Source organism: Rahnella sp. RFA10(1/100) (genome assembly GCF_004195115.1).
GTDB classification, from domain to species: Bacteria; Pseudomonadota; Gammaproteobacteria; order Enterobacterales; family Enterobacteriaceae; genus Rahnella; species Rahnella perminowiae.
The window spans coordinates 131,134-155,542 of record NZ_SEWR01000005.1 but is presented as its reverse complement, the minus strand read 5'-3'; the positions used below and the strand labels follow the sequence as shown (position 1 = coordinate 155,542).

The window sequence follows — 24,409 nt, the reverse complement described above, 5'->3', positions numbered from 1 at the left end:
TGGAAAATCGCGTAACATGCCGTATTACAAGGGTTGAAGCCCGATCCGGCACATTGCATTTTTACAGGTGTTGCGCAATAATCCCTCAATCGACGATTTGAGTGTAATTCATTACTGAAAGGAATTTCAAGCTGAAAGAGCCAATTTTGCAAGATATTGCAGCAACGCGTGCCATGATGCATCTGGTAGCGAAGCTGCATTACGAGTCTGATATGTCTCAGGTGGAGATTGCACGCAAGCTGGATGTGTCGACGGCAACCATCTCCCGGTTGCTGAATAAAGCCCGCGCGGCGGGGATTGTGCGCATCGAAGTGGTGGGATTATCGTCACCGGAAGACATGACGGCAGATCTGATAAAACGTCTCGGGCTCAAACAGGCGTATGTTGTGGATGCGCCGCCGGGCAATGTGCTCGGCGCACTGGCGACGCCGCTGGCTTCTCTTTTACAGGACGCCGGTTTAGGGGCGGGATCGGTGCTCGGTATTGGCTGGGGAAGGGCGGTGCGCGAAGTCACGCTGGCCGGTATGCCTCGTCTGCCGGGGATCATGACCGTGGCGCTCAACGGCGGTATGCAACAATCTGCGCCGCATTTTCAGATAACCGAGTTCGTGCGCCGCGCGGCGGAACAGATGGAAGGCACGCCGTATTTCCTGCATGCCCCTTATCTTTCTTCTGCGGAATTGCGTGATGCGTTTCTCTCGGACCCGAGTGTGCAGGAAATCATTTCACTGTGGGACAGGCTCGATGCGGCGATTGTCGGTGTGGGCCTGACGCATACGCCGAAGCCGAGCGAATCCACCACCGCGACACCCGGCGAGCAGGCGCTGAGCGATGCCGCAGGCGATGTGCTGCGCCATTACTTCACGGGAACGGGCGAGTTATTGCACTGGGAAGGCGAGGAGCGAATGATTGCGGCCTCGGTTGAACAGTTGCGCAAAACGCCGCTGACTATCGGCGTGGCGGCAACGCCGGAAAAAGCGGCAGGGATTATCGGTGCCGTGCGTTCAGGCATGATTAATTCATTAGTGACGGACGTGAATACCGCACAGGCGATTCTGGATAGACTGCCGGTAGTCTGACGGCTGCTTTGTTAAAAGAAGTGCTTAAAACAGGCTCAAAAGAAAAAGGCATTCCTTTGCGGGAATGCCTTTTCGTTTCTGCGGATGACGTTGTTTACCGCTGAGCAGTACCGGTCAGGAATGCCAGTAAATCGTCGTTCAGCTGATCCTGATGCGTCACAGCAAAACCATGCGGTGCGCCTTCATAGATTTTGAGCTCTGCGTTTTTAATCATTTCTGCTGCCAGTTTGCCTGTGGCTTCGAACGGTACTATCTGATCCGCGCTGCCGTGAATAACCAGCGTCGGTACGGTAATTTTCGCCATGTCCGGACGGAAATCCGTTTCAGAGAAGGCCGTAACACAATCAACAGTTCCTTTCAGCGACGCCATCAGTGCAATGTTGAGCGTCTGCGTCATCACGCCATCAGAAACGGTCATCCCCTGATTGGTGCCGTAGAACGGTGTCGCAAAATCGCTGATGAACTGTGCACGGTCTTTCAGTAAACCGGCTTTGATACCATCAAATACGGATTTATCCACACCCTGCGGATGATCATCCGTTTTAATAAACAGCGGTGTGACCGCACCCAGCAGGACCAGGCTGGTGACGCGTTCTGAACCGTAACGGCTGATGTAACGGGTGACGTCGCCGCCGCCCATGGAGAAGCCGACCAGCGTCACGTCCTGCAAATCGAGATGCTCAATCAGATCATTGATATCAGAGGCGAAAGTGTCGTAGTTGTAACCTTCCCATGGTTGTTCTGAACGGCCAAAACCACGGCGATCAAAAGCGATAACCCGGTAGCCGCGATCGGCCAGGAAATTCATCTGGCTGTCCCACATATCAGCATCCAGCGGCCAGCCGTGACTGAATAATACCGGCTTACCTTTACCCCAGTCTTTAAAATAAATTTGAGTGCCGTCTTGTGTATTGAATGTGCTCATTTATAGATTTCCTCAGCGATTATTTTGCAGGTTTTATACGGGTCGTGTGTTGTGTTGAAAACAACATTAGGCGTGGCAGGGAAATATTGATAACAGGATATTTTTGATAAGTTGTTAAAGGATTTTGTTGTTCCTATCGCGCTGAAATTAATGGGTATTATCGGGCATATAGAGAGGGTAATACCTGTCAAAAAAATCTGAACAAGTTGCCAAATTCTTTCCGCTATCCGCTTTTCATGTCCTGACCTATTGTTAATTCCAGCAGCACAACAGCACGACGTTAAATACAAACACTCAATCTAACAATACACTCTGAGAGGAAATGAAAATGTCTAAATTCGATCTGCTGGACCCACAGAACTCCACCCTGATTTTCATCGACCATCAGCCACAAATGTCCTTCGGCGTTGCGAATATCGATCGCCAGCAGCTTAAAAATAATACGGTCGCTCTCGCTAAAGCGGGCAAAGTTTTTAACGTGCCGGTGATTTACACCTCGGTCGAGACGGAAAGCTTCAGCGGTTATATCTGGCCGGAATTACTGGCGGTGCATCCGGATGTGAAACCGATTGAGCGTACCTCAATGAATTCCTGGGAAGACGCAGCATTCGTGAAAGCCGTTGAAGCCACAGGCCGCAAAAAACTGATCATCTCCGCCCTGTGGACCGAAGTGTGTCTGACATTCCCGGCACTGATGGCGCTGAAAGAAGGGTATGAAGTGTACGTGGTGACCGACACCTCCGGCGGCACCAGCGTGGACGCTCATGAACGTTCCATTGACCGTATGGTGCAGGCTGGTGCAGTGCCGGTGACCTGGCAGCAAGTTCTGCTCGAATACCAGCGCGACTGGTCACGTAAAGAGACATACGACGCTGTTATGGATCTGGTGCGTGAACACAGCGGTGCTTACGGTATGGGTGTCGATTACGCCTACACCATGGTGCACAAAGCCCCGCAGCGTAAAGCGTAACCTTCTTCATTTATCCATTAAGCCGGAACCGTGCTCAGGCGGGTTCCGGCAGGAGAGACATCATGCGTCATGCCCCTGTTTCCCGCCTGTCGGCACCTGTTATCCCTTTCGCGGTCATCCGCTGGTTGGCCCTGCTGGCCTTATGTGCCGCGTATTTGCAGGGTGGCATCGTCAAACTGTTCGATTTTCCCGGCGCGATTGCCGAGATGCAACATTTCGGTTTGTCACCGGCCGCGCCCATGGCCGCTGCGGTGATTGTGCTGGAACTGGCGGCTTCGGCACTGATTCTTACCGGACGCTTTCGCCGGGCGGGTGCGCTGGCGCTGGCGCTGTTCACTTTCAGCGCCAATTTTATGGCAAATGCCTTCTGGCAGGTGTCGGGACAGGAACGCGCCATGATGATGAACGGTTTCTTCGAGCATATCGGGCTGGCCGGCGCTTTTATCTATGTTGCCTGGGATGACCTTAAGGGGCGGGTATGAGCCAGAATGCTGTTGCGACCGGCGGCGCTTTTTCACCGCTGAAACAAGGATTATTTGCCACGATTTGGGTGGCAACCATTCTCGGTAATACCGGCAGTTTTATGCGTGATGTGGCCAGCTCGTGGCTAGTCACCGGGCTGTCATCAAACCCTGCGGCGGTCGCGCTGATGCAAACCGCAGCAACCTTGCCGATTTTTTTGCTGGCGATCCCCGCGGGTGTGCTGTCCGATATTCTTGACCGTCGCCGCCTGCTGATTTTTGTTCAGTTGTTGCTGGCAGGCGTCAGCGGAACCTTGCTTCTGTTGTCACACAATAATTTGCTGACCGTGGAATACCTGGTAGCACTGACCTTTATCGGCGGTATCGGTGCCGCGCTGATGGGGCCTGCCTGGCAGGCGATTGTGCCGGAACTGGTGCCCCGTTCAGATTTGAGAAATGCCGTCGCGCTGAATTCACTGGGGATTAACATTGCCCGGGCGGTGGGTCCCGCTGGCGGAGGTTTGCTGCTGGCCAGCCTCGGTGCCGGTGCGGCTTACGGCGCAGATGTCATGAGCTATGTTTTTGTCATCGGCGCATTGCTGTGGTGGAAACGTCCGGTTAAAGCGAAAAATGAGTTATCGGAGCACTTCCTGGGTGCGTTCCGTGCAGGGCTGCGATATGTCAAAGCCAGCCGGGAACTTCACCGCGTGCTGCTGCGTGCCGCGATTTACTTCGCTTTCGCCAGCGCCATCTGGGCGATGTTGCCGCTGATTGCCCGCAATATGTTGCACGGTACTGCCGGATTCTACGGTGTTCTGCTTGGCGCAGTGGGCGTCGGCGCGATTTTCGGTGCGCTGCTGTTGCCCCGTTTACGCCGGAAACTGAGCGCTGACGGACTGGTGCTGCTTTCCGCCTTACTGTCCGCCGCCGTCATGTTGCTGCTGGCAACATCACCGGAAAAATGGCTGGCCGTGGTGCTGATGGTGGTATTAGGGATTGGCTGGATTATCGCGCTGACCTCCATGAACGGTGTGGCGCAGGCGGTACTGCCTGACTGGGTGCGTGGCCGCGGGCTGGCGGTGTACCTGATGGTGTTTAACGGTGCGATGGCAGCGGGCAGTTTGTTCTGGGGTTTAATTGCCCGGGAAACCGGTCTGGTCGGGGCGCTGTTACTCGCCGGCAGCGGATTAGTTATCGCCGCGCTGGTATGCTGGCGGCTGAAATTGCCCGCTGGCGAGGCGGATTTACAACCTGCCGGGCACTGGGATAATCCGGTCGTGGAAGGGGATGTGCAGGGCGATCGCGGTCCGGTGATGATCCAGATTGAATATATGATTGCACAGGAAGATCGTCCGGCGTTTCTGGCTGAAATCCGCAAACTTTCGCTGGCACGCCGCCGTGACGGGGCTTATGCGTGGGGGATCACCGAGCACAGCGATGATCCGTTGCGTCTGGTGGAATGGTTCCTGGTGGAATCCTGGCAAGAGCATCTGCGTCAGCATCAGCGTGTGTCGCATGCCGATGCCGATTTGCAAAGCGAAGTGACACGTTATCACCGTGGAGAAAATAAACCTCAGGTACATCATTACCTTTCGGTACGTTAGTCGCAGTACAAAGCCGCATAATGCGGCTTTTTTTATTCCAGGCTATACACCGCTGCGATACCGTCGAAATTCTGTAAGTTTTCGCGCCACCACATGGCGGCATTGCCGGTGGCATTTTCGTTCCAGGCCATAAAAGCCTGATCGCGACGGGTTTCTGTATCGAGACGACGCTCCACCAGCACACCGCTTTCGAGATGCGGCGTGGCCAGATAACGTGGCAAATAGCCACAACCCAGCCCGGCAATTTGTGCGTGAACTTTGGCGTTAAAATCATGAACGCTCAGCATTTTCTGTTCATCAAGCACGCGTAAATCAGCCCCTGTACCGTGGCGGGACGTGTCGTGAACCACCACCGCGCGATACTGACGGATTTGCTCACGCACCAGCGGTTCCGGCAGTGAGGCGAGCGGGTGATGCTTTGCTACTGCAAACACATATTCCAGCCAGCCGATCGGGCGGTATTCAATGCCGCTGCGCGTCACCGGCTCCTGCACGGCACCGAATACGATGTCGGCTTCGCCGTAACTCAGCGCTTCCCAGCAACCCGCCAGTACGTCGTGGCGGAACAATAACTGGGTGTGCTGATGTTCTGCGTAAAAACGGTCGATCAGCGGCGCAAGCAGCGCGAACGGGACGGAAGCATCGACGCTGATGGTCAGTTTGCTTTCCCAGCCGCTTTCGACGTACTGCGCCTGTTGTTCCAGCTCACTGACGGCCCGCAGCAGTACGCGGCCTTTTTCCAACATCAGACGGCCAGTGGGTGTGAATGTCGCGCGGTGGCCTGAGCGGTCCAGAAGCTTGATATTCAGATCACTTTCCATTTTCTGCACGGTATAACTCAGTGCAGAAGCGGTTTTAAACAGTCTGGCAGCCGCAGCGGCAAAAGTGCCGTGTCTGTCCAGCGCATCCAGGATCAGCAGCGCTTCAAGGCTTAATCGCATTATTTTCCCCACCCCAAAAATTGTTTAACAACAACCCAAAATATTTCCGTTATGAATGACTGTATTGATTTCGTATCGTTCATGAATATAACGCAACATTCAGTTAACCAGAACAACGGTTAATGAGAAGGAATATCTGATGACTTATCCGCACCAACCTGACCACATTACTCTGGTGATAACCCATGGCGTACGGCGGGATAAGCTGACGGAATATGAATCCTGGCTGGAGAAACTGATGGCCGATGCGGCAAGTTTTACCGGTTACCAAAGTGTAAAAATCTTGCGGCCGGTTCATGGGGAAACTATCTACACCGTGCTGGTCCGTTTCGATAACATTGATAATCTTTACCAGTGGATACAATCCGGACAGCGGGAAAACCGTGAAAAAACCTTAGCTAACCTGCTGAATGGTCAGGAATATATAGAGCTGCGTACCCAGGCGTAAATCCTGACGTTCAATATTTACACAAGATTTTTCCTACAAAGGTTGAAGGCTGTATAAATCACCAGTATTATCCGTCTGTTTTTTATACGGCATTTTTTGTTTTAGAAAAGTTTCAAAAAAGGTGTCAGAGAAAAGTTATCAGAGAAAAACAGGTCAGCTATTTTGTGGAATCCCGAGAAAGAGCTTTTTACCGAGCTCTATCAGTACCCTGAGCATCTTCGTCATACCTTAGAAAATTTGCCCAACCGCAGCGGCGTGTATATTTTTTACGGTGATGATAATGCCTTTCCGCTGTATATCGGTAAAAGCGTGAATATCCGCAGCCGGGTCATGTCGCACTTCCGCAATCCTGGCGAAGCCAAACTCCTGCATATGACCCGTGATATTGAATTTATTGAAACGATCGGGGAAGTCGGCGCCTTATTGCTGGAATCTGATCTGATCAAAACCCGGCGACCTTTGTTTAATAAGCGTCTGCGCACTGCCCGTAAGCTGTGTTCCATCCGGCTTCAGGGGCTGACGGCCAGCATCGTTTTCAGCGATGATGTGGATTTTTCGCACAGCGAAGACCTGTTTGGGTTGTTTAAAACCAGGATGTCGGCAGTCGAAAAGATCCGTGAGATCGCCGATCAGGAAAAGCTATGTTACGGCGCGCTGGGGCTGGAAAAGCTGTCAAAAAATCGCGCATGTTTCCGCTTTTCACTGGGCAAATGCGCCGGAGTCTGTTGTGGCAAAGAATCACAGGAGGCCCATCAGGCACGTTTGCGGGAAGCACTCAGCGCCCTGAAAATTCGTAGCTGGCCGTATCCGGGACGGATTGCCATCGCCGAAGAAGCCAACGGACTGACCGATTATCACGTCATTAATCACTGGTTTTACCTGGGGACAGTGAAAACGCTGGAAGCCGCCAAAGCCTTTGATACTGCTGTGCCGCATTTTGACCGCGACAGTTATAAAATCCTCTGCAAACCTTTATTCGAGGCAGACAGCCCGAAAGTGATTTTGCTGGACTGAGATCACTACGGTGATAACCGGCTGTGTTCTTTGCTTCCTGCAGTGTAAATAGCGCTATAAAAAAAGGCCGGGGATCATAAGATCCTCAGCCTTTTGTTTGCCGGAGATAACACTTTTCCGGCAAGAGCATGACGCTATCAGCGCATGGTCACAAACTCTTCGGCACCGGTCGGGTGGATAGCGACGGTATTGTCGAAGTCTTTCTTGGTTGCGCCCATTTTCAGTGCGACCGCAAAGCCCTGCAACATTTCATCCATGCCATAACCGATGCCGTGGATGCCAACGATTTTCTCTTCCTTACCGACACATACCAGCTTCATGCGGCATGGCTGACGGTGTTGCGTGACGGCGGTATACATGGCGGTGAAGGCTGATTTGTAGACTTTTACGTTGTCTTCGCCGAACTGCTCTTTCGCCTGCGGTTCGGTCAGCCCGACCGTGCCGATTGGCGGGTGGCTGAACACCACGGTGGCGATGTTGCTGTAATCCAGATGTTCGTCCGGCTTGTTGTTGAACAGGCGTTCTGACAGGCGACGACCCGCGGCAACAGCCACCGGGGTCAGTTCAACCGCACCGGTGTTATCACCCACGGCGTAAATGCCGTTTACGCTGGTATTCTGAAACTTATCGACGACGATGTAACCTTTATCGTTGGTTTTCACGCCAGTCGCTTTCAGGTTGAAGTTGTCAGTTTCCGGTTCGCGGCCAATCGCCCAGACCAGGCTGTCGACAACAAATTCCTGGCCATTTTCCAGCTTCAGCGTCAGGCTGCCGTCGGCATTTTTCACCACTTCTTTCGGAATGGATTCTTTATGCAGTGCCGGACCTTCGGTTTCCATCACTTCTACCAGCGTCTCGACGATCAGCGGATCGAAAGTCCGCAGCGGTGCATGTTTACGCACGAACAGATGCGTTTCGGCACCCAGTGCGTTCATCACACCGGCGATCTCCACCGCGATATACCCTGCACCGACAACCGCAACGCGTTTTGGCATTTCGGTCAGATCGAAGAAACCGTCTGAATCGATGCCGTATTCTGCACCCGGAATATCCGGATGGCTCGGACGTCCGCCGGTGGCGATCAGAATGTGATCTGCGGTGATCTGCTCACCGTTCACTTCAACGGTATGATCGTCAACGAAACGGGCAAAACCTTTGATCACATCCACGTTATTTTTGCCCAGTACGTTGTCGTACGAGGTGTGGATACGGTCGATGTAAGCGGTACGGTTGGCGACCAGCGTTTTCCAGTTGAAGCTGTTAACGGTGGTATCAAAACCGTAATCCGGGCCGTAGTTGCGGATCGCTTCTGCGATTTGCGCGGCATGCCACATGACTTTTTTCGGAACACAACCCACGTTGACGCACGTGCCGCCAAGCTCTTTAGCTTCGATCAGCGCACATTTTTTCCCATACATGGCTGCACGGTTGATTGATGCGATACCGCCGCTGCCGCCGCCAATTGCCAGATAGTCATAATGTTTGGTCATCGTTTTATCCGTAAGTTGTGAAAAATGGAGACACTGATACAGCGTCATTAATCTCAAAATTTGGCTAAGAGTTTAACGTGTTGTGGAAAAGATTGGATCAATGATTGTGATAGGTTTGATAGCCAGAACCTTTGAAAAAAGGCTCCGGCAATTTATGCAGGCTTTTACTCAGGCACAACCCAGTTAACCGTGGTGTGACCGGTACCGGAAGGCACCAGCACTTTGAGCAACCACGGCAGCACGTTGTTCATCTGCTGCTCGAGTTTCCACGGTGGGTTAATCACGATCATGCCGGAAGCGGTCATGCCGCGCTGATCGCTGTCCGGGCGCACGCCCAGCTCGATTTGCAGAATACGGCGGATGCCGGTCGCTTCGAGATCACGCAGCATTTTCTTGATTTGCTGACGCATCACCACCGGATACCACAGCGCGTAAGTGCCGGTGGCAAAACGCTTGTAGCCTTCCTGAATGCCTTTTACCACGTCCTGATAATCGGTTTTCATTTCATACGGCGGGTCCATCAGGATTAGCCCACGGCGTGAAGGCGGTGGCAACTGGGCTTTCAGTTGCTGATAACCGTCAGCGCGGGCAACGCGGGTGCGGTCATCTTTCTGAAACTCACTGCGCAACAGCGGGAAATCGCTCGGGTGCAGTTCAGTCAGATGCAGCTTGTCATCTTCGCGCAACAGCTGACGGGCAATCAGCGGCGAACCCGGGTAATAACGCAGGTTTTCATTGCGGTTGAAGTGATTGACGACCGACATATATGCCGCCAGTTCTTCAGGAATATCGTCCCGCTGCCAGATGCGCGCGATGCCTTCCAGATATTCGCCGGTGCGTTCGGCGTGCTCGCCGCTCAGCTGATAGCGCCCGGCACCCGCGTGGGTGTCGAGATAAAGGAAGGGTTTTTCTTTTTCTTTCAGAGATTCAATGATCAGGCTCTGAACGGTGTGTTTCAGTACGTCGGCATGGTTGCCTGCGTGAAAACTGTGGCGGTAACTCAACATGTGCGGCTTCTCCTGCGGCTTCGCGGCATTATCCATTAAAGACTATCCCGCCGCCACCCATTGATTTCACCGTAACTTGACCGCATGTTAGAAGTTACGTCATCTTTAAGACGACCCGAATTCACGGCGTGGTGCGCCACAGGCGCATCAGCCCCAAACGCTATTACGAAGGACTGGCCCTATGACTGAACAGCAAAATGCGTCGAATCCGCTCTTAACACCGTTCTCCCTGCCACCTTTCTCTGCGATCAAGCCCGAACATATTGTCCCTGCGATGAAATCCGCTATCGAAGAAAGCCGTCAGACGATTGAACGCGTTGTTGCGCAGGGCGCACCTTATACCTGGGAAAACCTGTGTCAGCCGCTGGCCGAAAGTGACGATCGCCTGAGCCGCATCTGGTCGCCGGTCGGGCATCTCAACGCCGTAAAAAACAGCCAGGAATTGCGTGAAGCTTACGAGCAATGTCTGCCAATTCTGTCTGAATTCAGCACCTGGACCGGGCAGCATGCCGGTTTGTATCAGGCGTATCGCGATTTAAAAGACAGCGAACATTTCAGCACACTGTCCGTGGCTCAGAAAAAAGCCATCGATAACGCGCTGCGTGATTTTGAGTTGTCCGGCATTGGCTTGCCGATGGACAAACAAAAGCGTTACGGCGAAATTTCCGCGCGCCTGTCTGAACTGGGTTCGACCTACAGTAACAATGTGCTCGATGCCACCATGGGCTGGAGCAAACTCATCACTGATGAGAATGACCTGAAAGGTCTGCCGGAAAGCGCACTGGCCGCTGCAAAAGCGTTGGCAGAATCTAAAGAGCAGGAAGGCTGGCTGTTAACACTGGATATCCCGAGCTATCTGCCGGTGATCACCTACGGCGAAAACCGTGAATTGCGTGAAGAGATGTACCGTGCGTTTGCCACCCGTGCCTCCGATCAGGGGCCGAATGCCGGTAAGTGGGACAACAGTGAGGTCATGGCCGAAGAGCTGGCGCTGCGTCACGAACTGGCCCAGTTGTTAGGTTTTGATTCGTTTGCGGATATGTCGCTTGCCACCAAAATGGCGGAAAGCCCGAAACAGGTGATCGATTTCCTGAGCGGTCTGGCAAAACGTGCGCGTCCGCAGGGCGAGCAGGAACTGGCGCAGTTGCGTGCTTTCGCCAAAGAACATTTCGGCGTGGATGAGATGGAAGCCTGGGATTTGCCGTTCTATGGCGAAAAACAGAAACAGCACCTGTTCTCCATTAACGACGAGCAGTTACGGCCTTACTTCCCTGAACAGCGTGCGCTGGAAGGGTTGTTCGAAGTGGTGAAACGTATTTACGGTATCACCGCCAAAGAGCGCAAAGATGTGGAAACCTGGCACAAAGATGTGCGTTTCTTCGATCTGTTCGATGAAACCGGCGACCTGCGCGGCAGCTTCTATCTCGATCTTTATGCCCGTGAACACAAGCGCGGTGGCGCATGGATGAACGACTGCGTGGGCAGTATGCGCAAAGCGGACGGCGAACTGCAAAAACCGGTCGCATACCTGACCTGTAACTTTAACGGTCCGGTGGGCAACAAACCGGCACTGTTTACGCACAACGAAGTCACCACGCTGTTCCATGAATTCGGTCACGGACTGCATCATATGCTGACCCGCATCGACACGCCGGGGGTTGCCGGTATTGCCGGTGTACCGTGGGATGCTGTCGAACTGCCAAGCCAGTTTATGGAAAACTGGTGCTGGGAGCCGGACGCTCTGGCGTTTATCTCCGGTCATTTTGAAACCGGCGAACCCCTGCCGAAAGAGATGCTGGATAAGATGCTGGCGGCGAAAAACTATCAGGCGGCGCTGTTTATCCTGCGTCAGCTGGAGTTCGGTCTGTTCGATTTCCGTATGCATGCAGAGTACGACCCGGCCAAAGGTGCGCAAATCCTGCAAACGCTGGCAGAAATCAAAAAACAGGTGGCCGTGGTACCGTCACCGTCGTGGGGACGTTTCCCGCACGCTTTCAGCCACATCTTTGCGGGCGGTTATGCGGCGGGTTATTACAGCTATCTGTGGGCGGAAGTGTTGTCTGCCGATGCCTATTCCCGCTTTGAAGAAGAAGGTATTTTCAACCGCGAAACCGGCCAGTCATTCCTGGATAACATTCTGTCGCGTGGCGGTTCCGAAGAGCCGATGGAGCTGTTCAAACGCTTCCGCGGGCGTGAGCCGCAGCTGGATGCTATGCTGCGCCACTACGGAATCAAAGGATAACCTCTGCCTGTGAGTGTGTGTTTACTGTGTGAAGAAGGCGCCGATGAAGGCGCCTTATCTGTTCTGGCGCAGCGCTGGGATCTGACGTCTGACCCGGATGCCGTAATGGCGCTGGTGCTGACGCCTGAACGTCTGGAATTACGCAAACGTGACGAGCCAAAACTCGGCGCGATTTATGTCGATTTTGTCGGCGGCACGATGGCGCATCGTCGCAAATTCGGCGGCGGACGCGGTGAGGCAGTAGCCAAAGCCGTCGGCATTAAAGGCAGCTATCTGCCGGATGTCGTTGACGCCACCGCAGGGCTGGGCCGTGATGCGTTTGTACTGGCGTCCCTGGGGTGTAAGGTGCGGATGCTGGAGCGCAATCCGGTAGTGGCGGCACTGCTCGATGACGGGCTGGCGCGCGGCTATCGCGATGCAGAAATCGGCCCGTGGCTGCGCGAGCGTATGACGTTGCTGCATGCCTCAAGCCTGACAGCGCTGGCTGCACTATCGCCAAAACCGGAAGTGGTGTATCTCGACCCGATGTATCCGCATAAACAGAAAAGTGCGCTGGTGAAGAAAGAGATGCGGGTATTTCAGGGATTAGTCGGCCCGGATGAAGATGCGGATGGCCTGCTGGAACCGGCACGCCGTTTAGCGACTAAACGTATTGTGGTCAAACGCCCGGACTACGCACCGCCGATGGCTGATATCGCCGCCCAGGCCGCTGTCGTGACCAAAAGTCACCGGTTTGATATCTATACGCCGTTGTAGAACTGTCATTATAGAAACTGCCGTTATAAGGCAGCACGGTGATGAAAAAGAAACCAGAAAGCACTGCACATACGTTCTGGTTTCTTATTTTCATGCCTGATTACGCAAATCTTCAATAAACTCAGTAACCGGCACCGTTTTTTCGCGATCCCGCTGTGTTTCGTCGATCTTGTTTAATTGGTCAATCAGGATCTTTTTCATTTCTGCTTCCGCAAAACGCGTCAGTAAATCCCTGACCATCGGCTGGTATCCAATCTGGTGATGTGCCGCGATGGTTTTCAGGTTATTCAGCAGCGATTTTTGCAACCTTATTGAGATGGCCTGAAGCTCCATCATGTCATCAAATTCAGCGGCCAGAGAAGGGTTAACTGCCTCTGCATGCTCCTCCGATGCTCCGAGCTCGCGATTATCCCACATTTCTGCATTATCCTGAGCGTCATGGCGGGTCGTCATAATATCTTCCTCTAAATTGGGAGTGTTGCTGCCAGCTTTTCGCGGGTATCCTTCAGATAATGCCCCTCGCGGTTAGCAAAGCATTCGAAGACCTCTTTCTCCACAACATTGTATTTTACGAACAATTTCTCTTTCACTGCCGGTGAAAACTGGATTTTCATAATACATCCTGTATGAAAACATCTTCCGTATATACCCATACTGTTTGAATATTCTTCATAATTAACAGAGGGATGTGATTTATATATTGATAATCACCTATTCTGTATATACAGATTAATCCTTTGTTCAGGAATCGACCCGTATTCTCCAGGCAAAAAGACAAAAAAAGCCCGCAGGTGAAAACCAGCGGGCTTGTTTACAATATTAACAGCAACGCCTCTTACGCTTCTTCTTCCTCATCGCGCAATGGCACGATCAGCATGTCGATATGAACGGTGTTAATCAACTGGCGTGCTGAGGACATCAGCTTGCTCCAGAAATCCTGATGATGGCCGCACAGCACTAAGTCCACGCCATATTTGTTGATGGCATCTACCAGCACCTGCGCCAGATCACCGCTGCCGCTGAGGGTCTCCGAAATCGGATAGCCGGCATTTTGCGACAGTTCGTTCAACGCGTGATGGGTTTCTTCGGAAATACGTTTCTGCATGTCGCCCAGGTTAACGTCGATAAGACCCGTATACAGGTCTGAATAGTTCACATCAACGTGGATCAGGGACACTTTGGCGTTATACGGGCGCGCCATGGAAACGGCTTTCTCGACCAGAACTTTGCTCTCCGGCGACAGGTCCACAGCAATAAGTATGTGTTTGTAAGCCATAAGAAAACTCCTTCCATAAGTCGGTTAATAGCAATATCAGCATCATGCGGATGTCATGACGTCAGTATAGCGCCAAAATGGTTAAATAAATCAAGCATACAGATCCCATTTCCTTATCTGAGAATCCATAGATATAAATAATATGAACAGTTTCGGATTCGTTTCCTACACTCAATAATGCAGGCGTCTCCTGCTTTGGCAATCTTCTGTGGTACGAAAAGAGGGCGGGCGAAGGTAGCCCGGGGGTGTGAAATTGCGGAAAGGCAGGGCGAAACGCCGGGTGTGTGCCAGCATGACGGGCGCATTGCGCGGTGTCAGTTCGCCTTGAGGGGGAATCATGATCAGTCCCGTTGCGCTGTTTTGGGCTTTATGTTTTGTATGTGTAGTGAATATGCTGCGCTATTACTCTTCTTTGCGCGCATTGCTGGTGGTTCTGCGGGGGTGCGATCCGCTGTTGTATCAGTACGTCGATGGCGGAGGGTTTTTTACGGCTCACGGTCAGCCTGGCAAGCAAATAAGGTTGGTACGCTATATTTATGCTCAGCGCTACGTTGAACATCACGATCCTGAGTTTATTCGCCGTTGTGAGCGGGTTCGCGGTCAGTTTATCCTGACTACGGCACTGGTCGGTTTAATATTAATCAGTATGTTAGCGATGCTGATCTGGTATTAGCAACTGAAAGAAACGTGAGGGAGGATGAGTGAATAAGGAAACAAAAAAGGCGACCTGCTGAGCAAGGTCGCCTTTTTACTGCCTGTCAGACAAGCATCAGATCAGCTTCAGGGCAATCCAGTACAGGACACCGGAAAGCACAATCGACACCGGCAGGGTTAATATCCACGCCATCGCGATGTTTTTCACGGTTTTCGACTGCACACCGCCGCCATCGACAATCATGGTGCCCGCGACGGCAGACGACAATACATGCGTGGTGGAAACTGGCATGCCGGTGTAGCTGGCCACGCCGATGGACACTGCCGCAGTAAGCTGTGCTGACAGCCCCTGTGCGTAAGTCATGCCTTTCTTACCAATCTTCTCACCGATGGTGGTCGCAACACGTTTCCAGCCAATCATGGTACCCAGCGCCAGCGCCAGCGCTACCGCGATAATGATCCAGATAGGTGCATATTCGACGGTTTGCAGAATGTCGGTTTTCAGCTCGCCGAGGAAGCGTTTATCTGCGGCGGAAGTTTCCGGCAGCTTCGCCACCTTATCCGCAGTATCAGAAACACACATCAGCAGGCGACGCATATGGCTGCGTTCGTCCGGTGACAGGTCGCTATAAGATTGCAGATTAGTCAGCAGGCTTTGCGCACGACCAATGGCGTCAAGTGCGTGGCTGCTGTCGCAGTGGAACACTTTGGGCTCGTCAGTCGGTGCGATATTAACATCAGGTGCAGGCACTATCGGTGTCAGTGCTACCACATGCGGTACGGCATCAGCATGTTGCTGATAATACTGTCCGAGGTGGGTCACGGCGTCGCGGGTACGGGTAATGTCGTAACCGGTTGCACTCATGTTCAGCACAAAACCCGCCGGAGCCACACCAATCAGAACCAGCATGATCAGGCCAATACCTTTCTGACCATCATTAGCGCCATGAGAGAAACTCACGCCGATAGCCGACAGGATCAGGCCGATACGTGTCCAGAATGGCGGCTTTTTCTTGCCATCTTTCTTTTCCCGTTCAGCAGGGGTCAGGTGGATACGTGCATGTTTCTTGTTGCCACTCCAGTAACGGCGCAGCAGGAAAATCATGGTACCTGCCATAATCATCCCGACCAGCGGGGAGACGATCAGTGAGGCAAAAATACCGATCATTTTGGGGATGTTTAACGCATCGACCACAGAGGTGTGAGTCATTAATGCATTGGTCAGCCCTACGCCAATGATGGCGCCGATCAGGGTATGGGAACTGGACGCCGGCAGGCCGAAATACCAGGTGCCAAGGTTCCAGATGATCGCCGCCAGTAACATAGAAAACACCATGGCAAGGCCATGAGCAGAACCCACGTTGAGCAGCAAATCAGTTGGCAGTAAATGAACGATGGCATAAGCCACACTCAAACCACCGAGCAGGACGCCAAAGAAGTTAAATACCCCTGCCATCACGACCGCTAATTGCGAACGCATTGCCCGGGTATAGATGACGGTTGCCACTGCGTTGGCCGTATCATGGAAGCCGTTAATGGCTTCATAGAACAGAACAAACAGTAACGCGAGAATCAATAACGAACCGGTATGAATATCCAATCCGGCAAATAGATGCAGCATAATTGTTACGCCAGTTAGTGGTCATGAACGCCGCGCATTATCTGCGAGAACAGGGGGAGGGGAAAAGGAAAATATGACATTTTTTTGACTAAAAACAGTCCAATATCTACCCTGGATTTGGTTAAGTTTTTATTTATCAAAAAGTTATTCCTCCTTTGGTGATTGAAACATTTACTTACGACGTTCAGGAAACGGTCTGTTGGCTGGTTTAACAGGCGCCTGTCCCTTACAATCCGCGGCTCAACGCCCCGGTAAACAGGGCGAACCTTATGTAAAACGTAGTTGAATTTCCGTAAAAGAGAGGCCGAAAGTGGAACAGGTTGATGTGGTAGTCATTGGTGCAGGTGCGGCAGGCATGTTCTGCGCGGCGCAGGCCGGACAAGGTGGCTGCCGGGTTCTGCTGCTGGATAACGGCAAAAAAACCGGACGCAAAATTTTGATGTCAGGCGGCGGACGCTGCAATTTCACCAACCTTTATGCTGAACCCGCTGCCTATCTTTCCGAAAATCCGCATTTTTGTAAATCCGCGCTGGCGCGTTATACCCAGTGGGATTTCATCGATATGGTCAACCGTTACGGCATCGCCTGGCACGAGAAAACCCTCGGGCAGTTGTTCTGCGACGACTCGGCACAGCAAATCGTCAGCATGCTCGATAAAGAATGCGAGCTGGGCAATGTCGATGTACGCCTGCGCAGCGAGATTTCCGATGTGCAGAAAACCGAAAATGGCTTTGTCATCAAGGTGAATGGCTCAACTGTAAGCACTCACTCACTTGTTATTGCCAGCGGCGGGCTTTCCATGCCGGGGCTGGGCGCGACACCCTTCGGTTACCGTCTGGCGGAACAGTTTGGCCTGAAAGTGCTGCCGACCCGCGCCGGTCTGGTGCCGTTTACCCTGCACAAACCGCTGCTCGATCATTTGCAGACGCTTTCCGGCGTGTCAGTGCCTGCGGTTCTGACTGCGCAAGACGGCACGGTTTTCCGTGAAAGCATTCTTTTCACCCATCGTGGCATGTCCGGTCCGGCAGTTTTACAGCTTTCGAGCTACTGGCAGCCGGGTGAGTTTGTGAGCGTTAACTTACTTCCTGATGTGGATCTGGCGGCGTTTCTGAATACGCAGCGTCAGGAACACCCGAATCAGAGCCTGAAAAATACGCTGGCGATGCAACTGCCGAAACGTCTGGTGGAGTGCCTGCAAACGCTGGGTCAGTTGCCGGACGTCACGCTGAAACAGCTGAATGTGCCGCAGCAGGCGGAACTGGTTGAACAACTGCAAAACTGGCAGGTTCAGCCCAACGGCACCGAAGGTTACCGCACGGCAGAAGTGACGCTTGGCGGCGTCGATACCAAAGAGTTGTCGTCCAAAACCATGGCCGCCGCTAAGGTGCCGGGCTTGTATTTTATCGGTGAAGTGGTGGATGTCACCGGCTGGCTGGGTGGATATAACTTCCAGTGGGCGTGGAGTTCGGCGTGGGCCTGTGCGCAGGATCTGATGGTGTTTTGCAATAATAAAAATGATGATCTGAATAAATAGTTGGTGATCTCACCTGCATTTGAGACATTAAAGTTCGTGATCCAGAGCACCTCGACAAAAAATCTAATTTTGATGTCAAACAGGAAAATCTCCCCCCCTCAAAAGCAGAAAAACACGACATAGGGTAGTGGTCGCCACTGACCGACAGACCCTATGTCGTGTTTAGCGAGCGGTTCACGCCGGCGAGCAAGGCCGCTGGGTTGCATAAGCAGGCTAGCGGCTTGCCGCGTTTATCTGTCCAGATGTTCTAATGCCGCCTGTGGGCGGTATTGTTTTTATTACGGGATAATCACAGCGGATTTGTGAGGTTGGGCAGTCTACGCGTAAAACCCAATAATACGAACCACAAGAAACCCCGGCACCCTTTCTGAGGTAGCGGGGTCAGCTAAAACGTACTTTTAGGATACGGTCACTGTGAACTCATAGTCTCCTGTCGTGAACGGCAGCCTGACTGGCGTTTTGGAGTCCCCCGGTAACACCTTCTCAGGACAAAAAACCTTTCAAATTTTCCAGCATATTGGTCATCATGCCGAAGGCCATATTTACGCTGTGAATGCTGTAATACAGCGTAATATCATTGCGCATCAGGTAGGTTTCAAAACGCTTATCTGCCAGCACCGCCTGAACTTCCAGACTGCGATCGCGAAAATGTCGGCAGTTATTAATGTACAAATCCAGTGAACGGTATTCTCCCGTAGCAAGCTGATTCACCAGCACCGCCATCTGTTCGAAGCTCTCGATCAGCGCCCTGTGTTTTTCCAGATGGCCGGCATGCTCCTGAAGATTTTCCATAATGACGTTCTCCCGGTAACGAGACGACGGCAAAAGCCTGATCAGAAGCTTTGCCAGTCGGACTCATTTGTGGAGTGCGCACCCGGTTTTTCCGTGCGTGGAAGGGCGGCTAGTGCCCGCGCTGGTTTTGCCCGGGACTGATGCTGAGCCGTGGCGTCGCTGAGACGGAATTCGCCGACCAGTCTCGCCAGGCCGTCAGCCTGATCCTGCAACGAGCGTGAGGCTGAAGAGGCTTCCTCTACCAGCGCGGCGTTCTGCTGAGTCACGTCATCCATCTGATTGACCGCCTGATGTACCTGAGAAATCCCCTGACTCTGCTCTGTTGCCGCAGCGGCAATCTCATTGACCAAATCAGTCACCTGACGGATGGCATTACCCATGGAGTTCATGTTCTCGCCGACATCGCCCGCCTGATGGGCACCGGCTTCGATCAGGCTGTAGGAAAGGTCGATCAGTTCTTTTATCTCACGCGCGGCGGTGGTCGAACGTTGAGAAAGATTTCTGACCTCTCCGGCAACAACAGCAAAGCCTTTACCGTGCTCACCGGCACGTGCCGCTTCCACGGCGGCATTTAACGCCAGAATATTGGTCTGGAAGGCGATGCCCTCGATAAGCGTGATGATCTCAGTGACTTTGCGTGAACTGCTGCGGATATCACCCATCGTACCCAGCATCGTCTCAAGTGATGATGCACTTTTCTCCGACAGTGCATTCATGTTACCCGCCAGCTGGCTGGCCTGACGCGTGTTGTCAGCCGTCTGGCGAACCGTCTCGCTCAGCTCGGTCATGCTGGCGGCCGTTTGTTCCAGAGAAGCTGCTTGCTGCTCGGTGCGCGAGGAGAGATCTTCGTTACCGGCCGCGATTTGTGCCGAGGCGCTGCTGACGGACTGGGAAGCCGCGCTCACAGACAGCAGCGCTCCGGATACGCGTTGCATCAGACTATTGAACGCGCGGGCCATATTGCCCACTTCATCATGACGGCTGTCATCGGCGCTTACGGTCAGATCCAGCCGCTCGCTGGCGACGGCCATAATCCCGCCGATGTCCAGCAGGCTTTTTCGTACCCGACGGATGGTGGCCAGTGCGAAGGATCCCAACAGCAGAATAATGATCGTCACGCTGCCGCCCATTCCCCACAATGTGGTGTTGAAAATGCTGTGGTTGATGGCCCGCAGCCCCTCACCGATGTTGATATTTAAGGTAAGCTGTTTGCGATAATCGGCGATGAGCTGACGGATAGCCCCGCCGATACTGTCGTCGCCCTCAATCATTGCCAGAGTGACATCGTCCTGATGCGCTCGTGAAGAGGTCAGAAAGGCGGGAAGTTTCTCTTCCACTTTACGAATATTGTCAAAAGCCACGTGTGTCAGCCTTTCATCTTCAGCATCTGAGATGTTGTGCTGCAGATAATAATCCGTCAGCGTTTTTAGCCCGGCAATCTGCTGCTGAATGCGGGTTTCTACTTCAGGCATTTTACCGTTATCGGTCTGGCTCTGATGTTTATAGAGGGTGAGAGAAAGCTTATTGCTTTGATCAATAAGATTATTGAGATCCTTAATTGAAGGGATCGTATTGACCTGAACATATTCAAACCGGTCCTGGAAACCCGAAATCAACATGATTGCGACGACGCCCATTGAGATAAGGGCCGCAGAAAGCAGCGAGAACGTCAGTAAAAGACGTTGTGTGATGTTCATATTTTCCCCTGATTTTAAAAGTCCCGCCTTCAGGAAAAAGACAGGATGTGAATCACGGTTATCGGCAAAAATTGCGTTAACGTTAATTAAACCGATCTAATTCAATAATTTACGTTAATAAAATGTTCATAAATAATGTTGCGAATGATTTTTTATGCATCTAAAGAGATTTTTCATTCTCATTGGATCGGTTTTTGAATCATTTCCGACGGATCAGGAAGGTTGTTAAAAAGAACATCAGGAACACGGCAATTTCTCATTGAAAAGCGCGAGGAAATAACACAGTCTGCGACCTGCCCACGCCCAACCGGCATGTCTCTTTCTCTGTCACAAGGTCACCTGATGTTTATGCATAATTGCCACCGTGCTATTTATCTTTATAAATCAATAAAATGAAAAGAATCACGGGACGGTTTTCGGGCTTAAGTATCATGCTTCCACTGCTTCTGACAGCGTGCGGCACACTTTCCGATATGCAGGTTAAAGAAAATCCGCATGAAGTGAAGCAACTGGCCTGTGGCCAAAATCTTGACGACGTGGTGGATACCGTAGCCCGGCGGTACCTGCACAAAGAAAAATCCAGCGGCATGGCGATCGGGATCATCAGAAATAACGGCGCGGCCAGAACCTGGGGCTATGGTTATACCAACGCGGTGAACGGTTACAGGATTGATGGCGAAACCCTGTTTGCACTCGGTTCGGTCAGTAAAGGTGTGACGGGAGAAGTGGTGGCGGGGCTGGTCGATAAAGGACAGCTTAAGTGGGATGACAAACTGGTGGATCTCCTGCCAAAAAATACCCCGCTGAGCGAGGACGCCAAAAAAATCACCCTGTTGCAACTGGCGACGCACACTTCGGGTTTGCCCCGTCAGAACATGACCAAAGATATGCTGGAAAGTTTCCTTAAGTATTTATATACCGGCGACAATTTCTATCATGAGCTGGACAGCGATGCCGTGGTCGATGACCTGTCGTCTTTTAAAAGGCCGTTATTACGTCAGCCACAATATTCTAATTTAGGCTATGCACTGCTCGGTTATATTTTGAAATTAAAAACCGGTGAAGATATTCAGCAATTATCTTATACCTTTATTTTTGATTCCTTAAAAATGGGTAACACCAGTTTTTATGCCAGCCAGTTAAAAGCCTATCCGTACCGCGCGATTGGTCATGCAGGGGATCAGCCTAAACTTATCCGCCGTGGCGACGTGGTGCCTGACTGGCATTTCTCGAACAATATGGTGGCGGCGGCCAGCCTTTACAGTAATGCTGATGATTTGCTGAAATATTTGCGGGCGCATATTGATGATTCACAATCTGCGGCTCTCAGTGCCGCTATTCAGACCACGGAAAAGATTTATTTCCAGAGAGAAATGGAAGCCGCTAACATCGCCTGGGTCACAGATTATAAAGATGGACAGATTATTACTTATCAGGTCGGCTATATCGGTGGGTATTCCAGTTATATTGGCTTCGATAAAAAGCATAAAAATGCGGTAGTGGTTCTACAAAATTCCTTCAACTGGAGCAATTATGTTGGCCATGATTTGTTACTGAAGATGGCAATGGCGGACGATTTCAAAGGCCGTTGCCGGTGACGGAAGAGGCGGTGAAATAACAAAGAATCCCTTCCGTTTTTGCGCGCAAGGGTGAGTTTTCTCACTTCTACATTTTCAGTAAATCAATTATATGCAGCAGTCGTTCGTCATTTTTTGCCTTGCTATGAATATAGGCATAAACATCCAGCGTATCTTTTTCCATCCAGGGTATAGCAACCGTTTGCAAATTAAAATAGTGCGGAATATGTTTCAGCAGGAACTCCGGGAAGAACATAACAAAGTCGCTTTTCTCTATGCAATGCAGCATATTAAGCAATGAGTTTGAGCGGTAACGGATATTTCGCTGATGGAAATTTGCATATAATTTCTCCGGCAGATAGGCGTGTGTTTCAGCAGAACTGAGTACGGCATGCTCTTCTTTCATCCACTGTTCCAGGCTTAAATTTTCTTTAATCCGCGGATGTCCCTGACGGCATAAGCCAATAATTTTTGATTGTGCGATACGGGTAGAAATAAACGAGTGGTTATGCTTTATGGCCGAGCCAATATCAATATCCACCTCCCGTGAGACCAGTGCGGTGAGTCGTTGTTCTTCAAGCATGATCCGGTTATTAAACGTGAAATTAATACCTTCCCGCAATTTATTATTTTTTAGCAGTTTATCCATCAGGAAATATTCAACCATAGTATTAGTTCTGATGATAACATCAGCAACCTCAGGATAATTTTTGCCGCTTATCATCACAGAGTTCGCAATGTCTTCGTCAATTTTCTTGAAATTCGGATATAGCTGATTGGCAACGGGCGTCGCTTTAAGCCCTCTGGAGGATTTGATGAATAACGGATCGTTATAGTAATCACGCAATTTGTTTAATGCATAGGTCAGCGTTGGGGAAGAAAGCCCCAGTGCTTTCGCCGATTTACTCATGCTTTTGGTTTCATAAACCAGGACCAGAGTTTTGATCAAATTATAGTCAAATTTATTGCTCACAAGAGTATTATTATCCTTTTAATCAAATACATGATGTAGGTCACAAAATATTTCAAATCACGATTTTTAAAAATTTCTATTGTGTATGAACTCAGAGGGCGGCCTAATAATGGCATTCACTGAACAGAGCAGAAAAGGTTTTATGAAAGTCCTTACTGATAACGCCTCATTTGAAAAATGGTTTATAAAAGATTATTTAAATATTAATAACGATCCCCTGAATTCCTCTATCTTTACTGATGAGGAATTGGCATGTGTTCTTTCTGAAGCCGCGCCCAGATCATTTCCATGCCTGGTATTGGTTGACTCCCACAACGTTATTGGTGGTGCTGACCCGCTACGTTATATTTATAAACAAGAATTAAGGCTAATGCAAAAATTGCTCGAGGGGAATGGAGTTTCCTGCTAGAAAAACGTCTGCGTCATTGTAAAAAATAATTAAATATCCCCTGTGAATAAAAATTAATTATTTATTGATTCGATGGATGTATTAAACGGCAGGGGGTGTTGCACGAAAATGCCTCCCCGGTGCCGGGGAGGCATACGATACTGGCGGTTTTAAGCCGGCTTCCGAAAGGGGAATTACGCTTTCTGCATCTCCTGATGCACCGCAATATAACGCTCAAACTTCGCCGGTTTCGCAAAGTTCGGAGTCTTGTTTATACAGCGCCGGAATGCCGCTCCCGACTATTTAATGACTTCATTTTTTATTTTCTGAGCACTTTCCTGATCTCTGCGCCTCTGTGATCATAATATCGGCTCGGCCAGATTTGCGCAGGCACCAGGCCAAGTGCTTCTGCAATCAATAATTCGCCTTTCGGCCATGGGCGGGAAAGTGCGTTGGACAGTGTAGAGGAAGATAAACCTGCGGCGCGTGAAACGGCGGCAAGTGTGGTGCCTTTTTTACGTAGCCCGGCGATGATATCGGCGGAATGCCAATCTTCATATTGGTAGGTTTTCATTGCACACCTCCCCAAATGTTCGGGCTCGTTGAGCAATCGGGGAACGGTAGAAAGGTAGGATTATGAGAAACATGTTTCATGTTGCTTGTCCAAGTTAAGCAGTGATTACTACCCCTAAGAAGAGCTGCAATACTCTTTTGGGTGGTAGCCCAGACGGAGATTGCAGTACCGGCTTGGACCCCGGTCTGACCGAAGTCAGCCCCGCCTGAGCCACCATAGAACATCAGATAATTTCCGACGGATGTGACAAGGCTGCAACAGAGGATAGCTATATATTATCGCACTGTTGTTTTCCAAGCCGGGCTGCAATTCCCGGACTGCGGATGTGCCGCAGCCCGGGAATAATACAGTAACGACTGATCGCCTGCCAAACATCAAATCAAGAA

General features: G+C 51.3%; 24 protein-coding genes. 12 read left to right on the top strand and 12 right to left on the bottom strand.

Features of this window, described 5'->3' with window-relative positions; translation table 11 throughout:
* Positions 1-146 precede the first annotated feature (146 nt).
* A complete protein-coding gene (locus ETV65_RS16340) occupies positions 147-1,079 on the top strand; it encodes a sugar-binding domain-containing protein (protein ID WP_129953875.1) in 933 nt (310 codons plus the stop codon).
* Positions 1,080-1,173: 94 nt separating this feature from the next.
* On the opposite strand, the gene ETV65_RS16335 is transcribed toward ETV65_RS16340, so the two are convergent.
* Positions 1,174-2,004: an alpha/beta hydrolase gene (locus ETV65_RS16335; protein WP_129953874.1), complete on the bottom strand. Its 831-nt coding sequence runs from the start codon at positions 2,002-2,004 to the stop codon at positions 1,174-1,176.
* A 328-nt stretch (positions 2,005-2,332) separates the two neighbouring features.
* On the opposite strand from ETV65_RS16335, the gene ETV65_RS16330 reads away from it, so the two are divergent.
* From ETV65_RS16330 to ETV65_RS16320, 3 genes are all read left to right on the top strand, one after another.
* On the top strand, positions 2,333-2,974 hold the full coding sequence (locus ETV65_RS16330; protein WP_129953873.1) for a hydrolase: 642 nt from the start codon (positions 2,333-2,335) through the stop codon (positions 2,972-2,974).
* Between the two features lie 62 nt (positions 2,975-3,036).
* Positions 3,037-3,456 (top strand): DoxX family protein, encoded by a 420-nt coding sequence (locus tag ETV65_RS16325; protein WP_129953872.1) that lies wholly within the window; start codon positions 3,037-3,039, stop codon positions 3,454-3,456.
* Complete coding sequence (locus ETV65_RS16320; protein WP_129953871.1) at positions 3,453-5,039, top strand: MFS transporter; 1,587 nt, start codon at positions 3,453-3,455, stop codon at positions 5,037-5,039. The genes ETV65_RS16325 and ETV65_RS16320 overlap by 4 nt, the downstream gene beginning before the upstream one ends.
* Before the next feature lie 32 nt (positions 5,040-5,071).
* Here the strand turns inward: ETV65_RS16320 and ETV65_RS16315 are convergent, their stop codons facing one another.
* Complete coding sequence (locus ETV65_RS16315; protein WP_129953870.1) at positions 5,072-5,980, bottom strand: LysR family transcriptional regulator; 909 nt, start codon at positions 5,978-5,980, stop codon at positions 5,072-5,074.
* A 139-nt stretch (positions 5,981-6,119) separates the two neighbouring features.
* Here ETV65_RS16315 and ETV65_RS16310 point away from each other — a divergent pair, with 139 nt between their 5' ends.
* Together ETV65_RS16310 and cho are read left to right on the top strand one after the other, a co-directional pair.
* A complete protein-coding gene (locus ETV65_RS16310; RefSeq protein ID WP_129953869.1) occupies positions 6,120-6,428 on the top strand; it encodes a transporter in 309 nt (102 codons plus the stop codon).
* Positions 6,429-6,590: 162 nt separating this feature from the next.
* Entirely contained in the window at positions 6,591-7,442 is an 852-nt protein-coding gene (gene cho / locus ETV65_RS16305; RefSeq protein WP_129953868.1) for an excinuclease Cho, read from the top strand.
* A gap of 137 nt (positions 7,443-7,579) precedes the next feature.
* On the opposite strand, the gene gorA is transcribed toward cho, so the two are convergent.
* Together gorA and ETV65_RS16295 are read right to left on the bottom strand one after the other, a co-directional pair.
* Positions 7,580-8,932, bottom strand: coding sequence for a glutathione-disulfide reductase (gene gorA / locus ETV65_RS16300; RefSeq protein ID WP_129953867.1), 1,353 nt, complete (start codon positions 8,930-8,932; stop codon positions 7,580-7,582).
* Positions 8,933-9,096: 164 nt separating this feature from the next.
* On the bottom strand, positions 9,097-9,939 hold the full coding sequence (locus ETV65_RS16295; protein WP_013573521.1) for a 23S rRNA (adenine(2030)-N(6))-methyltransferase RlmJ: 843 nt from the start codon (positions 9,937-9,939) through the stop codon (positions 9,097-9,099).
* A gap of 181 nt (positions 9,940-10,120) precedes the next feature.
* Here ETV65_RS16295 and prlC point away from each other — a divergent pair, with 181 nt between their 5' ends.
* The gene (prlC, locus tag ETV65_RS16290) at positions 10,121-12,181 is read left to right on the top strand and encodes an oligopeptidase A (protein WP_129953866.1); all 2,061 of its coding nucleotides are present in this window, start codon (positions 10,121-10,123) and stop codon (positions 12,179-12,181) included.
* Between the two features lie 9 nt (positions 12,182-12,190).
* Positions 12,191-12,937, top strand: coding sequence for a 16S rRNA (guanine(1516)-N(2))-methyltransferase RsmJ (gene rsmJ, locus ETV65_RS16285; protein ID WP_129953865.1), 747 nt, complete (start codon positions 12,191-12,193; stop codon positions 12,935-12,937).
* A 90-nt stretch (positions 12,938-13,027) separates the two neighbouring features.
* On the opposite strand, the gene ETV65_RS16280 is transcribed toward rsmJ, so the two are convergent.
* The 3 genes from ETV65_RS16280 to uspA form a co-directional block, all read right to left on the bottom strand.
* On the bottom strand, positions 13,028-13,390 hold the full coding sequence (locus tag ETV65_RS16280; protein WP_129953864.1) for a hypothetical protein: 363 nt from the start codon (positions 13,388-13,390) through the stop codon (positions 13,028-13,030).
* Between the two features lie 11 nt (positions 13,391-13,401).
* Entirely contained in the window at positions 13,402-13,551 is a 150-nt protein-coding gene (locus ETV65_RS24940; protein WP_165383751.1) for a hypothetical protein, read from the bottom strand.
* Positions 13,552-13,772: 221 nt separating this feature from the next.
* The gene (gene uspA / locus ETV65_RS16275) at positions 13,773-14,213 is read right to left on the bottom strand and encodes a universal stress protein UspA (RefSeq protein ID WP_014333460.1); all 441 of its coding nucleotides are present in this window, start codon (positions 14,211-14,213) and stop codon (positions 13,773-13,775) included.
* Positions 14,214-14,550: 337 nt separating this feature from the next.
* On the opposite strand from uspA, the gene uspB reads away from it, so the two are divergent.
* Entirely contained in the window at positions 14,551-14,886 is a 336-nt protein-coding gene (gene uspB, locus ETV65_RS16270) for a universal stress protein UspB (RefSeq protein WP_129953863.1), read from the top strand.
* A 96-nt stretch (positions 14,887-14,982) separates the two neighbouring features.
* Here uspB and pitA read toward each other — a convergent pair whose 3' ends face one another.
* Positions 14,983-16,488: an inorganic phosphate transporter PitA gene (gene pitA, locus ETV65_RS16265; protein WP_129953862.1), complete on the bottom strand. Its 1,506-nt coding sequence runs from the start codon at positions 16,486-16,488 to the stop codon at positions 14,983-14,985.
* A 310-nt stretch (positions 16,489-16,798) separates the two neighbouring features.
* On the opposite strand from pitA, the gene ETV65_RS16260 reads away from it, so the two are divergent.
* Positions 16,799-18,022, top strand: coding sequence for an NAD(P)/FAD-dependent oxidoreductase (locus ETV65_RS16260; RefSeq protein ID WP_129953861.1), 1,224 nt, complete (start codon positions 16,799-16,801; stop codon positions 18,020-18,022).
* Positions 18,023-18,505: 483 nt separating this feature from the next.
* Here the strand turns inward: ETV65_RS16260 and ETV65_RS16255 are convergent, their stop codons facing one another.
* Both ETV65_RS16255 and ETV65_RS16250 read right to left on the bottom strand, forming a co-directional pair.
* The gene (locus ETV65_RS16255) at positions 18,506-18,814 is read right to left on the bottom strand and encodes a hypothetical protein (RefSeq protein ID WP_129953860.1); all 309 of its coding nucleotides are present in this window, start codon (positions 18,812-18,814) and stop codon (positions 18,506-18,508) included.
* Between the two features lie 41 nt (positions 18,815-18,855).
* Complete coding sequence (locus ETV65_RS16250; RefSeq protein ID WP_129953859.1) at positions 18,856-20,511, bottom strand: methyl-accepting chemotaxis protein; 1,656 nt, start codon at positions 20,509-20,511, stop codon at positions 18,856-18,858.
* Positions 20,512-20,942: 431 nt separating this feature from the next.
* Here ETV65_RS16250 and ETV65_RS16240 point away from each other — a divergent pair, with 431 nt between their 5' ends.
* Positions 20,943-22,109: a beta-lactamase family protein gene (locus ETV65_RS16240; protein ID WP_240782857.1), complete on the top strand. Its 1,167-nt coding sequence runs from the start codon at positions 20,943-20,945 to the stop codon at positions 22,107-22,109.
* 67 nt (positions 22,110-22,176) lie between these two features.
* Here ETV65_RS16240 and ETV65_RS16235 read toward each other — a convergent pair whose 3' ends face one another.
* Positions 22,177-23,061 carry a LysR family transcriptional regulator gene (locus ETV65_RS16235; RefSeq protein ID WP_129953857.1) on the bottom strand — a complete coding sequence of 295 codons (885 nt, stop codon included), beginning with the start codon at positions 23,059-23,061 and terminating at the stop codon, positions 22,177-22,179.
* A gap of 109 nt (positions 23,062-23,170) precedes the next feature.
* On the opposite strand from ETV65_RS16235, the gene ETV65_RS16230 reads away from it, so the two are divergent.
* Complete coding sequence (locus tag ETV65_RS16230) at positions 23,171-23,470, top strand: hypothetical protein (protein ID WP_129953856.1); 300 nt, start codon at positions 23,171-23,173, stop codon at positions 23,468-23,470.
* Between the two features lie 298 nt (positions 23,471-23,768).
* On the opposite strand, the gene ETV65_RS16225 is transcribed toward ETV65_RS16230, so the two are convergent.
* Positions 23,769-24,023, bottom strand: coding sequence for a helix-turn-helix transcriptional regulator (locus tag ETV65_RS16225; RefSeq protein ID WP_129953855.1), 255 nt, complete (start codon positions 24,021-24,023; stop codon positions 23,769-23,771).
* Between the last annotated feature and the right edge of the window lie 386 nt (positions 24,024-24,409).